Origin of the sequence: Rhodococcus sp. KB6 (assembly GCF_001445685.1) — a bacterium.
Taxonomy (GTDB): domain Bacteria; phylum Actinomycetota; class Actinomycetes; order Mycobacteriales; family Mycobacteriaceae; genus Rhodococcus_F; species Rhodococcus_F qingshengii.
This window is the reverse complement of record NZ_LNAK01000120.1, coordinates 247,949-260,273: the sequence shown is the minus strand read 5'-3', so window position 1 is coordinate 260,273 and position 12,325 is coordinate 247,949. Positions and strand designations below refer to the sequence as shown.

Annotated in this window: 11 protein-coding genes and 1 pseudogene; 9 read left to right on the top strand and 3 right to left on the bottom strand. The window is 61.8% G+C overall.

Features of this window, described 5'->3' with window-relative positions; all coding sequences use genetic code 11:
* The first annotated feature begins 40 nt into the window (after positions 1-40).
* Both ASU23_RS17615 and ASU23_RS17610 read left to right on the top strand, forming a co-directional pair.
* Positions 41-1,594, top strand: a complete 1,554-nt coding sequence (locus tag ASU23_RS17615; protein ID WP_007730514.1) for an acetyl-CoA hydrolase/transferase family protein — start codon at positions 41-43, stop codon at positions 1,592-1,594.
* Positions 1,595-1,654: 60 nt separating this feature from the next.
* The gene (locus ASU23_RS17610; protein WP_030536123.1) at positions 1,655-2,290 is read left to right on the top strand and encodes a TetR/AcrR family transcriptional regulator; all 636 of its coding nucleotides are present in this window, start codon (positions 1,655-1,657) and stop codon (positions 2,288-2,290) included.
* Here ASU23_RS17610 and ASU23_RS17605 read toward each other — a convergent pair whose 3' ends face one another.
* Complete coding sequence (locus ASU23_RS17605) at positions 2,291-3,640, bottom strand: MFS transporter (RefSeq protein ID WP_030536122.1); 1,350 nt, start codon at positions 3,638-3,640, stop codon at positions 2,291-2,293.
* 375 nt (positions 3,641-4,015) lie between these two features.
* Between ASU23_RS17605 and ASU23_RS17600 the strand changes: the two genes are divergently transcribed.
* The 5 genes and pseudogenes from ASU23_RS17600 (at position 4,016) to ASU23_RS17585 (ending at position 8,386) form a co-directional block, all read left to right on the top strand.
* A complete protein-coding gene (locus ASU23_RS17600) occupies positions 4,016-5,593 on the top strand; it encodes an AMP-binding protein (RefSeq protein WP_058038360.1) in 1,578 nt (525 codons plus the stop codon).
* Positions 5,594-5,612: 19 nt separating this feature from the next.
* Positions 5,613-5,735 (top strand): annotated as a pseudogene (locus tag ASU23_RS35335) (hypothetical protein); the annotation flags it as partial.
* Between the two features lie 93 nt (positions 5,736-5,828).
* Positions 5,829-5,996 carry a hypothetical protein gene (locus tag ASU23_RS34275; RefSeq protein ID WP_003942869.1) on the top strand — a complete coding sequence of 56 codons (168 nt, stop codon included), beginning with the start codon at positions 5,829-5,831 and terminating at the stop codon, positions 5,994-5,996.
* A complete protein-coding gene (locus ASU23_RS17590; protein WP_003942932.1) occupies positions 5,989-7,119 on the top strand; it encodes a thiolase family protein in 1,131 nt (376 codons plus the stop codon). Before ASU23_RS34275 ends, ASU23_RS17590 begins: the two co-directional genes overlap by 8 nt.
* Positions 7,120-7,174: 55 nt before the next feature.
* Complete coding sequence (locus tag ASU23_RS17585; protein WP_058038358.1) at positions 7,175-8,386, top strand: CdaR family transcriptional regulator; 1,212 nt, start codon at positions 7,175-7,177, stop codon at positions 8,384-8,386.
* Here the strand turns inward: ASU23_RS17585 and ASU23_RS17580 are convergent, their stop codons facing one another.
* Positions 8,387-9,214, bottom strand: coding sequence for an SDR family oxidoreductase (locus tag ASU23_RS17580; RefSeq protein WP_003942902.1), 828 nt, complete (start codon positions 9,212-9,214; stop codon positions 8,387-8,389).
* A 164-nt stretch (positions 9,215-9,378) separates the two neighbouring features.
* On the opposite strand from ASU23_RS17580, the gene ASU23_RS17575 reads away from it, so the two are divergent.
* The gene (locus tag ASU23_RS17575; RefSeq protein WP_058038357.1) at positions 9,379-10,611 is read left to right on the top strand and encodes a CdaR family transcriptional regulator; all 1,233 of its coding nucleotides are present in this window, start codon (positions 9,379-9,381) and stop codon (positions 10,609-10,611) included.
* 4 nt (positions 10,612-10,615) lie between these two features.
* On the opposite strand, the gene ASU23_RS17570 is transcribed toward ASU23_RS17575, so the two are convergent.
* A complete protein-coding gene (locus ASU23_RS17570) occupies positions 10,616-10,963 on the bottom strand; it encodes a hypothetical protein (RefSeq protein ID WP_030536118.1) in 348 nt (115 codons plus the stop codon).
* A 225-nt stretch (positions 10,964-11,188) separates the two neighbouring features.
* On the opposite strand from ASU23_RS17570, the gene ASU23_RS17565 reads away from it, so the two are divergent.
* The gene (locus ASU23_RS17565) at positions 11,189-12,274 is read left to right on the top strand and encodes a TerC family protein (protein ID WP_003942925.1); all 1,086 of its coding nucleotides are present in this window, start codon (positions 11,189-11,191) and stop codon (positions 12,272-12,274) included.
* The last annotated feature ends 51 nt before the right edge of the window (positions 12,275-12,325 follow it).

Below are 12,325 nucleotides of genomic sequence, written 5' to 3'. Positions count from 1 at the left end.
CCCGTAAATCGCTTCGACGTGCCCTGTTTATCCTGGTGCCGTGAGTTCAACCTTCGGTGAGACCGGACACAACGCCACCTCCAACCGCATTCGCGCCACAGCGTTTGCGTCGAAGGTGATGTCTGCGTCCGACGCCGTGAAGTTCATCAACCCGGGCGACACCGTCGCGATCAGCGGTTTCGCGAGCGCCGGTACACCAAAGGTTGTCATTCCGGCCCTGGCCGAGCGCATTCACCGGACCCGCGGCAACGGATCGAACTTCACGATCAATCTCCTGACCGGCGCTTCTGTGTCCACCGAGACCGAAAGGCTGCTCGCGGAGGTCGATGGAATCGCGCTGCGCATGCCGTATCAGTCCGAGGCCACCGCACGTCGCCGGATCAACGACGGTCGTATGGACTACGTGGACATCCATCTCTCCCACGTGGCTCAGCAGGTGTGGGAGGGCTACTACGGCAACGTAGACGTCGCGGTGGTCGAGGTCGCCGGTATCACCGAATCAGGGGAACTGATTCCCTCCGCGTCGATTGGCAACAACAAGACCTGGCTGGACGTCGCCGACAGGGTCATCCTCGAAGTCAACTCGTGGGTGCCCGAGGCGATGGAAGGTATTCACGACGTCTATTACGGCACCGCGCTGCCGCCGCATCGCAAGCCGCTCGAGATCATTCGTGTCGAGGACCGGATCGGCCAGACCACGTTCCGAGTGGATCCCACGAAGGTTGTGGCCGTTGTCGAGACCAACTGCCGTGACAGCGCGAGCCCTCTCACTGCACCCGATGCCGTCAGTGAGGCGATCGCCGGCCACGTCCTGGAATTCTTCGACTTCGAGGTGCGCGCCGGACGGATGCCGGCCGATACGTTGCTTCCGCTGCAGGCGGGCATCGGCAATGTCGCCAACGCGGTGCTCGGAGGGCTCGATCGGGGGCCGTATCGCGGCCTGACCTGCTACTCCGAGGTCATCCAGGACGGGATGCTGAAGCTGATCAAGGACGGAACCGTCGCGCATGCGTCGTCGACGGCTTTGGCGCTCACCGAAGAGGGCATCGAAGAACTGACCGCGAACATCGACTTCTACCGCCACCACATCACTCTCCGTCCGCAGGAGATCAGCAACCACCCGGAGGTGGTGCGCAGGCTCGGAATCATCGCCATGAACGGCATGCTCGAGGCCGACATCTACGGCAACGTGAACTCGACGCACGTCATGGGGACGAAGATCATGAACGGAATCGGCGGCTCGGGGGACTTCGCCCGCAACGGCTACGTGTCCATGTTCCTGAGCCCGTCGACGGCCCGCGGCGGTGAGATCTCGGCGATCGTGCCGATGGTTCCGCACGTCGACCACACCGAGCACGACACTCAGGTGTTGGTGACCGAGCAGGGGTTGGCGGATCTGCGCGGTCTGTCGCCGCGGCGACGCGCGCGCCTGATCGTCGACAAGTGTGCTCACCCGGAATTCCGGCCACTGCTCCACGATTACATCGCTCGCGCCGACGCTCAACCGGGTGCGGGGCAGACGCCGCACATCCTGGGCGAGGCATTCTCGTTCCATCAGCGGTACATCGACACGGGTTCGATGCGCTTGTCCTGACCTTCCGATCGGTGCTTGTACGATCTTCGGACGCCGAGCAAATCAGGAGTGAAGAGCGACATGGCTCGACCGTCGAAACCGTTGATCAGCCGAACCACCGCAGTTGCCGCAGCAATCTCGATTATCGATGCCGAGGGCTTGGACGCTTTCAGCCTTCCGCGTCTGGCTAAGTACCTCGACGTCAAAGCTCCGTCGTTATATCACCATTTCTCCGACAAGAACGAAATTTTGACGGAGGTTGCGCGAGCAATCGTGTTCGAGACCAGGATTCCGCGTCAGCCCGCGTCAGGTGATTGGCAGGACTGGGTTGTCGCGTACGGCTTGAACTTTCGGGATGTGATTCTGCGTCACCGCAATGCCGCGCCGGTGATGTTGCAGTTTCTTCCGCGAGACCTCGTGACTGACATGTTCGAGGCTGCAGCAGATTACCTCGAGGGTTCGGGAGTTCCTGTGCGGCTGCATGTTCAGATCCTCGACGGCCTCGAGAAGCTGACCTTGGGTGTCACCCTCACTGAGGCGGTGAGGCCCGAGGCCAAGCGTTCCGCCGTTTTTGCCAACGTAGATCGAGTTGCCCACCCGGTCCTCGACGCCGCACTGAAGTCCAATCAACGTACGCCCCGGCAGTTGTACGAACAGATGATGCGAAGTTTCCTCTACGGGGTTCTTCACGCCGACCAGGTGGACAACTCGATCTGATCAAGCGGCAGGTACAGATGCCTTTTCGCCGTCGACGGCAAGTGCGACGGATTCCTTGGTATTGCGAATCTGTGCGTATGTGATCGTTGCGGTGGCGAGCAGGGTCGGTACGACGAAGAGGAAGAAGATGGATTCTGTCGTCCAGGAACGGTCGACGAGTAGACCGATCCCCAACGGCGTCACGATACTTCCGATGCGGCCGAGTCCCGCTGCGATTCCGAGAGCGGAGACACGTGCTTCGGGGCGGAAGAGGATCGGCACCATGACATACAGGCCGGTGTAGGCCGCGGTCATACACAGCCCGAGCAGAGCTGACGCCACCAGCGCGGGGCCGAGTTGAGTCGAGACCAGAGCGAGGACGCCGAACAGTAGCGAGCCGGCGAGGATGAAGCCCATCGTGATCCACATCGAGGCGAATCGAAGGGCCAGGCCGGCGAAGACCAGCGTTCCGAGCGCGCCGCCAAGCGAGAACATCAGTCCACCACTGATTCCGGCGTTGTTGGACATGCCGGCAAGCTTGAGAAGTTTCGGTGTCCAGGTATTGCCGAAGAAGTATGCGATGTTGACCAGGCCGAAGACGATGCATGTCGTCGCCAGGGCCCAGGACTTCAGGTGAGCAGATCCGGAGACGTTCGGTGACCGCCGCACGGGTGTCGCGTGATTACCCGTGGCCGGGACTCCGGTCAGTTTCATCTTGGAAATCAGTTCGTCCAGCTTCTTTCGCGACGACTCGGTTCCCTTGGCGGCGAGGAAGTCCGGCGATTCGGGGATTCCGAAATAGGCGACACCCGCCATTATTGCCGTGACGACCGCGCCGAGCAGGAATGCGGAGTGCCAGCCGTACGTCGACATCAGCACCGCTGCTCCGGCGCCGCCGAGTACACCCCCGAGTGGAATGCCGATCGCGAACAGCGCGATGAGCGTCGAGCGCTTGCGTGCAGGTGCGTACTCGCCGACGATGATCGGCGAACTCGGGATGATGCCGCCCATACCGACGCCGGCCAGCAGACGCGCAAGCGCAAGTTGTGTGACGTCGCCGCTCGCTGCGGACAGTAGAAGACCGACTGTGATGACGACCAGCGAACCGATCAGCAGAGGGCGGCGCCCGTATCGGTCGCCGACCGGTCCCAAGGCGATCGAGCCGACTGCCATGCCGATGAGACCAGCGCTGAAAAGCATGCCGGACTGGGTGCCGGATATTCCCCAGTCGTCCGTGATCGGCAGTATGGCGAGTGACATCGAAAGGATGTCGTATCCCTCGGCCATATTGACCAGCGTGCACAGAAGGACGACCCGTATTTGGAGTCTGCTGAGTGGAGACGCATCGATCAGTTCGCGTGCTGAAGCCATCGTGTTCCTTAGTCGGAAGGGGTGGTTGTGGGTGTGACTTGGCTTGTGCGCTCGGGTGTTGTTCACCAGCAGCAGTTTTCGAGTGGGCACCGAGTCGGTGTGCCTCAAGTCACATTCGTCAATCTAACGCAGTTCGGTTAAATGGTCAAAGCATGCGCCGCCGGTAAACCTAATGACGTATGGTTTAGTGTACGAGACGGGATGATTCTGCTGAGTCTGTTCGACCGTTGGCTCTATTCTGTTGTTGTGCAACAGTTTTGCAGTTGTCGATGGTTGACAGGTCGGTCAGGGGAGCCTACGTTTCGGCGAGATGTAAACAGTTACTGACAACTTCCTGGGACGCTGCGGCCCGCAGGAAGGAAGGAATGGTTTCCCATGGCCCTCTCCGATTTCTTCGACCAAGGGTGGAGCGTCGATCCCGCTGCCATCGCATATCGTCACGGCGACGTCGACTGGACGTTCGAAGAAGCGGGTTCGCTGTCCTGTCGTGTCGCGAACGCGTTGCTGCGAGACGGAATGAAGCCGGAAACGAAGATCGGCGTTCTCTCTCCCAATGATCCCGCGGCGTGGTTATGCGTCATCTCCGCCTGGCGTGCCGGTGGAACCTGGGTGCCTCTCAATCCGAACAGTCCGATCACGGACAGCATCGGGTTCATCAACCAGTTCGATTGCGAGATCCTCTTCTATCACCCTGTGCTCGCCGCAGCTGTAGACGAGATTCACGCTGCAGTCGGCGACCGCATCCAGTACATCCGCCTCGAAGGAGAAGCGGACGCCGCCGAGTGTGTTCGTGACTACGCCCGCGCTTTGACGGACTGGCTCGGCGATTCTCCGTCGACGCATCCGAGGGTCGACGTTCCGCAGGATTCCGTGGCGATGATTTCGCCGACCGGCGGTACGACAGGCGCTCCCAAGGGTGTGATGAACACCCACCGCAGCTTCTCGATGTGTGTTGCGCAGCTAATGCTTGCCATGCACTATCGCGCCGACGAGAAGGTGGTCAACCTCGCGGCTGCCCCCATGACGCACTCCGCCGGAATGCTGACCCTGCCGGCAACTGCCCGCGGCGGCGCCGTGGTCGTGTTGAAGCGGCCGGATCCGGAGACCCTGCTCGAGTCGATCGACCGATACAACGTCACCGACCTGTTCCTGCCTCCCACCGTGATCTACCGGTTGATCGAACATCCGGATCTGGCGAAATACGATCTCACGTCGCTGCGGTACTTCCTCTATGGTTCTGCCCCGATGTCGGCCGAGAAGCTGCGCAAGTGCTTGAAGGTTCTGGGTCCGGTGATGATCGAATGCTTCGGCCAGACGGAAGCTCCCGGCTCCATCAGTTTCCTGCGCCCCGAGCAGCACTTTGTCGCCGGCGAGATCGCCGACGACGCCCGATTGCTGTCTTGTGGTCGGCCGTCGCCGTTGATCAGAGTCGAAATCCGCGACGACGAAGACAACGCGCTTCCGAGCGGTGAGCGTGGCGAAATCTGCGTACGCGGAGACCTGGTCATGAAGGGGTACTACAACAACCCCGAGGCGACCGCCGACACCATACGTGACGGTTGGCTTCACACCGGCGACATCGGATACCTCGACAACGAAGGGTTTCTGACGCTCACCGACCGCAAGAAAGACATGATCATCTCGGGCGGATTCAACGTCTTCCCAGCTGAGGTCGAGCAGGTGATTTGGTCGCACCCCGCTGTGCAGGACTGTGCCGTCATCGGCATTCCGGACCCGGAATGGGGCGAGGCCGTCACCGCTGTCGTCGAGCTCAACGAGGGCGCAGAAGTAGGTGCCGACGAGCTGATTGCTCTGTGCCGCAACAAGCTCGGAGGTGTTCGTAGTCCCAAGCGAATCGACTTCGTCGAACGACTCCCGCGCAGCGTCAACGGGAAGGTCCTCAAGAAGGATCTCCGAGAACTCTACTGGGCTGATCAGGCTCGACGAGTCTGAAGAACAGGACTGACGAATAATGCACCCTTCATTCGACGATGCCGCCCTGCGATGTGAAGGCACGAGCATCAGACTGCTGGCTTCGCAGTGCAGTCGGTGCGAGAACATCAGCTTCCCTTGCCGTGAGCGTTGCGCCAAGTGCTTCGCCCCGGCGACCCAGATCGAACTGGCCGAGTCCGGCACCGTCTTATCGCATTGCACTGCAGCATTTCCGATTGCCGGAGCGCAACCTCCCGTGACCATCGCGCAGGTGCGTATCGGTGACGCCGACATCGAAATTCTGGGAGTCAGTGCCGATCCCGTTCGAATCGGTGATGTGGTTTCCGTTGTTCCCCGGAGTGCGGGCACGGAAGACTCACTGTTCACGACATACGGTTTCGAAAAGGAGTCGCGCGATGCGTGAGGTATACATCTCGGGCGTCGGAATGACGCCGTTCGTTTCCAAAACGACGACACCGCCACATGTTCAGGGTGGACAGGCGTTGAACGCGGCCCTCGGGGATTCCGGACTGGACTGGGCTGAAGTCGGCCTGCTCGTGGTCGGTGCCGTCGGTACCGGAATGTCGACCGCTCCGCTGGTTCTGCACGAAATGGCGTGGACCGGGATTCCTGCTGTTGCGGTAGAGAACGCATCAGCCACCGGCACAGCGGCTTTCGAGCAGGCCCGCGCTGCTGTGGCATCGGGGCAGGTGGAAACTGCCGCGGTGGTCGGAGTCGGAAGCCTCGGTGCTCTCTTGATGAGCCGCGCTGCCGAAGGGGAACGTGAACCGGACTTGATTTCTGTATCCGGCATGGCAGTTCCTGCTGTTCCGTTTGCGTTGATGAAGCAGGCTCGCATGCATCGACACGGCGAATCGGCCGACGCCAGCCTCCTGGTGGTGGAGAAGAACCTCTTCAATGCAAGCCGAAACCCCATGGCGCAGCGTAACAAAGCATTGACGATGGACGAGTTGAAAGCTGCACCGATGCTGGTGGATCCGCTCCGGCGCGTCGAATCCTGCCCGATCGGTGACGGCGCAGCGGCAGTCGTCATCACCAGCAGAAAACTCGCGAACGCCAGTCGGGCCGTCCGAGTGGCTGCCGCCGTAGCGGAGACGGACAAGTGGCACGGGGCTGCCGCGTTCATGCCTGATCTCGGTGTGACCAAGCGGGTCTCCGCCCGTGCCTACGAGCAAGCTGACATTCGCCCCGACAACGTCGACGTCGTAGAGGTTCACGAGGCTTTCAGCGTCGAAGAACTGCAGTACATCGAGGATCTCGGGTTGGCGGCGGAAGGGAAGGCGTCGTTCGCGATGGCAGACGGCGATTTCCACATCGGAGGCCGTGTCGCGGTCAGCCCCAGCGGTGGACTGATCGGCCGTGGGCATCCCGGTGGAGCTACCGGCCTGTCCCAGTTCGTCGAGATCACGCAGCAGATTCGTGGGCAGTCCGGGGTCCGTCAGCACGACGGTGCGCGGATCGGATTCGCGCAGATGATCGGAGCCGGCGGAGTGAGTTACGCGCACATCCTGGTCGGCGAAGACTAGCGGTTCCGGTACGACAGTCCCCCCGCCTTCGGAACGTGGTGGAAGAATGCGGGGGGTGAACGCAACCGGAGTGCCCACAGAAGTGCTTTCCCGGGTAGCCGCGGCAGGGGCGGACGACGCCGGTGGCCTACCCGTCGAACTGCTGGGTGATTTCCTCGACGTGCTCAGCGACGCTGTCCGTGAAGGGAAACCGCTGCAGCGTCGCCAGCTGCACCGCTTCCGCGCTCGCGGGGAAGAAGCAGCGCAGCAGGGTGTCGCCTTGCGAGCCCTGCTCGATCTGTATCTCTCCTCGGCCTGGCGTCTGTGGCGTGAACTGCCTGCTGTTATTGCGGCACAATCGGATCCGAATGCCGTCGTCGCGGCCGGCGAAGTGATGCTGCGTGCCGTCGACGATGCCGTCGCCGAACTGGCCGAAGGGTTTCAGTTGGCCAGACGTTCTCTGGTCCGCTCGCAGGTATCGGCACGCCGCGAGTTCGTCGACGACTTGTTGACCGGCGGCGCTGACGTCGTCGGATTGTTGGATCGCGCTTCAGGATTCGGTCTCCACCTCAGTGGTCCGCATGCCGTGGCGGTAGTGACCGCCGCCCGTGAGTTCACCGACGACAACCCTTTGGTGCGCGCCGTCGAACGTGCCGTTCTGGGTAGCAAGGGTGACGCCGACGCGTTGGTCGCCAGCAAGAGCGGCAAACTGGTGGTAGTTTTCGCGGCGCCGGATCGCGATGCCGTCGACCACGTGCTGGCAGGGATTCGTTCGGCTCTCGGACCGGGGACCGATGACGATGGGCGAGTGCAGTTGCAGCGGCGTCCGTTGGACGGCACGTGGCAGATCGCTGTCGGGCGCCCTCGAACCACCGCTTCGGGCGTGGTGGCGTCGTACCGGGAGGCGCTGGACGCACTGGACCTGGCGCAGCGCCTGTCGTTGACCGCACCGATCATCGATGCTCGTGACCTGCTGGTCTACCGGGTTCTGGTCAACGACAGACCGGCGGTCACCGACCTGATCCACACCCTTCTCACACCGCTGCTCGAGGCGCGTGGTGGCGCTGGACCGATGATCGACACACTGCTCGCGTACTTTTCCGCCGGCGGCAATACGGCTAAGACCGCCCGAGACCTGCATTTGTCCGTCCGCGCCGTGACGTACCGGTTGGACCGCATCCGTGAACTCACCGGTCAGAACGTCAACGATCCCAACGACAGCTTCGCGCTCCACGCTGCCGTACTGGGTGCGAAGCTGCTCGACTGGCCGGCCACCGAGCTGACCTGATCAGCTTGCGCGGGCGCGTTCTTCGTAGGCAGCACGTGCCGCGGTGTCGACGTCGCCGAGAAACTGCGTCTCGACGCCGAACAGTCGGCTCAATGCCTCGTACGGCCGCCGGGGGAAGAAGCCCTGTGCCTGCACGAGCAGCCCGGACACCCGCGTAATACGTACGCGTGGACGCGGTTTGGTGATCAAGCCGACGACGGCTTCGGCGATTTCCTCCGGCTGAACCTCTCGGAATCCCTTCATTCCCGAAGTGCCCGAGGTGAGTTGGGTGTTGGTGAGCGTCGGCAGCACGGACGAGATGTGAACTCCGGTGCCACGAACTTCCTTGCGGACAGAATCGGTGAAGCCCAACACCGCATGCTTGGCGCCGCAGTACGTCGACAAACCGGGGCACGGGAGTTCGCCTGCAAGCGAAGCGATGTTGATGACGTGTCCACGTCCGCGCGGAAGCATCCGTCGCAATGCGAGCTTGGTTCCCGTGATCACGCCGAGGACGTCGATCTCGATGATGCGTCTGGTCACGGAGTCGTCCTCGTCGACGATCCGTCCGACCGGCATGATGCCCGCATTGTTGACCAGCACGTCGATCGGGCCGAGTTCACCTTCGACGGTGTCGAGGAAGTCGAAGAACGAGGCGGGGTCGGTGACGTCGAGGCGCCCGAACGTGCGGATGCCCAAATCCTTGGCTGCTCGCGCGAGAGTGGCTTCGTCGATGTCGCCGATCGCGACCGTCGCACCCAGGCTGATCAGCCGCTTCGCGGTGGCGTATCCGATGCCCCGGGCGCCGCCGGTGATGACCACTACCTGACCGTCGAAAGGTTTGTTCATTTACTCCAGCGTCTCCAAAGATAGGGGTTGGTTGCAGTGAGATGAATCTGCAGTGAGATGTGATTGTGGACCAGTCGAAACCGGGTTGCTAGGGCTTCTTGGCCGAAGTGAGACGATAGATTTGTGACTAAGTCACAATCAGGATGACAAGTCGGGGAGGCGCCATGGACACATCGGAGTTGGACGGCTGGATTCCAAATCTCGCGCCCATCTATCTCCAGCCGGAGGTGATCGACGGTTTCGTTCAACGCATCGACGACGCCATTGCGGTGGCCAATCCTGAAGTGGCGGGTGATCGGGAGCTACGACGCGATGTGGATGCGAGCACTGCGGCGCAGCTTCGCGTCATCGTGGCCGCGATCGCGGGCGGTTCCCAGGAGGTCACGCCGCCGCCGGAGTCGGTTGCGCTTGCACTCACCGTTGCCAGGCGCGGTATGGATCTTCGAGTCCTGCTCAAGATCTACGGTGCCGGACGCCTCGCGATGCTGGGCTTCGTCGACGAGTCGATAGAAGCACTTCCGATCGGTCCGGAACTCAAGCGCGCACTTCTGGTCCGAGTGTGGGGTTCGGCGATGAGATGGCTGGAAGTGACCACCGAATTGTTGGTGGCAACGTATGCGAAGGAGCGTGAGAGCTTGGCGCGCGGCGCTTTTGCGCGTCGGTCCGAGACGGTGCACGCGATTGTCGCAGGCGAAGCACTTCACTCCGATGAGGTGTCGCAGATTCTCGACTACCCGATGCGGCGCCACCACACTGCGTTTGTTCTCTGGACGGACGACACCGATCCGGCCGCCGACGTATTGGCCCGATTGGACTCGTATGCGCGTTCCTTTGTGGACGAGTCGAATGCCGAGCGCGTGCTGACGCTGCCTTCGGGGGCGCGCGAGGTGTGGTCGTGGGTCGCGCATTTCGACGACCATGAGTGGGCGGCGCTCGATCGTGCTCGGAATTCGGACCTCCGTGTCGCGGTGGGGGCCAGCGGTTACGGAATGGAAGGATTCGCGCGCAGTCACCGCGAGGCTCTCGCCGCGCAGCGCATCGCGGTCCGTTCGACGGGTTCGCCGGGGGTCACCGTCTACGAAGATGTTCAGGTTCCCTGTCTGCTCACCGAAGATCTGGACGAACTGCGTGCGTTGGTGGCCCGGGAATTGAAAGGACTCGCCGGCGCGGACGGTGTCACGACGCGTATCCGTGACACCGTTCGGGTCTATTACGAGAACAATTGCACTGCAGCCGCTACCGCCGTGGCGCTCGGTCTGCACAAGAACACCGTGCGGTATCGACTCGATCAGGCCGAAAAGCTGTTAGACCGCAGCGTGGACCAGCGTCGGCTGCCAACAGAGTTGGCGCTCATCGCGCTGGAGAGCTACGGAGCCGCCCTCCTGGCGAACCCGTGACTCGCTACTGCATGTCGTCGAGCCCGGGGAGCGAATAGCCGGAGCTGTCATCCCAATCGGCGGGGGTGTCGTCGAGTGAAACGTCCCAGTCTGCGTCGGGCACCGCTCGCCGGAGTTCGGTCAGAGCGTTGAACCAGTAGACGAGCGAAGGAATTACCTCGGTCGGGTCGCTCGAGATCTTTGTCGAACCGTTGAGCAGAGTGTCGGGGATATCCGACGGATAGAGGTCCAGGACCTCGTAGTCGAACGGAAATTCGTCGTTGTGGACGGCGATGAGTCGGTCGACTTCGGCCTTCTCGTCGTCGGTCAGCGGTGTGGTGCGGACGGCGGAGTAGTACAACGAGGTGCTCATGCTTGCCAGGCTAGAACAAGATGCCGTCCAGCGGCGGTTTCGGACGCAACACCCTCAGATTGCATGGTTTCGGCAACTTCAGGTGTGAAAGTCGTCGATATTTCGACCGGGATGGATAGAAGTCGGCAAGGAACACTGGAGAAGACGGCGAGACGGCCGTCCGAACCCAGTGAAGGAGCTCCCCGTGACCGCAGTCATCAGTGCCATTCGGGTAGGTGGTCAGCGATGAACGTTCCCATGTGGGCGTGGGCCGCGTTCGCCGCAGTCATCGTCGTCATGTTGCTCATCGACCTGCTCGCCCACCGCGGCGCGCACGTCATCGGCTTCAAGGAAGCGGCCTGGTGGAGTGCACTCTGGGTCGGTTTGTCTCTCGTATTCGCGGTGGTCGTCACCCTGACCTTGGGGGTGAACTCGGGCGTCGAATTCACCACGGCCTGGCTGTTGGAGAAGAGCCTCTCCGTCGACAACCTCTTCGTGTTCGCCCTGATCTTCGGTTACTTCAAGGTGCCCCGTGAATACCAGCACCGCGTGTTGTTCTTCGGTGTCATCGGCGCCCTGATCTTCCGCGGTATCTTCCTCGCCGCCGGCGTTGCCGTGGTCAGCAAGTTCACGGCCGTGCTGTTCGTCTTCGCCGCCATCCTGCTCTACAGCGCCTACAAGCTGCTCAAGGACGACGACGAGAACTTCGATCCGGGAACCTCGCTGGCGGTTCGCTTGCTGCGCAAGATCATGCCGGTCCGTGAGGAATACGCAGGAACCAAGTTCTTCGTCAAGGAAGCCGGAAAGCGCGTCGCAACACCACTGTTCGCCGTCGTCGTCGCCATCGAAGCTGCCGACCTCGTGTTCGCAGTCGACAGTGTCCCGGCAGTGCTGGCAGTGAGTGACGATCCATTCATCGTGTACTCCAGCAACGCGTTTGCGATCTTGGGTCTGCGTGCCCTGTACTTCCTGCTCTCGGGCCTGCTCGAGAAGTTCCACTACCTGTCCAAGGGTCTGTCGATCATCCTCGCCTTCATCGGCGTGAAGCTGATCATGCAGGCCAGCCACAAGGTGATCAGCACGTCGATCCCCGAGATTCCCTCACTGGTCAGCCTCGCGGTGATCATCGTGGTGTTGGCAGGCTCGATCATCCTGAGTCTCAAGAAGCCGCTACCGGAAGAGCCTGAGGCCGAAGAGGTTGCGACCGGTGATGCACCGATCGACCTCGAGAAGTCAGGTGCTGACGGCAGCATCGAGAAATCCGGCGTCCAGCTCGCAACCGGCGAGCGCGACGACGATGACGACAAGGTAGATGCTCGGCCCAGAGGCTGACGCCTGATCGGCTGAACGAATCGAAAAGGGAGACCACACAACGACGTGTGG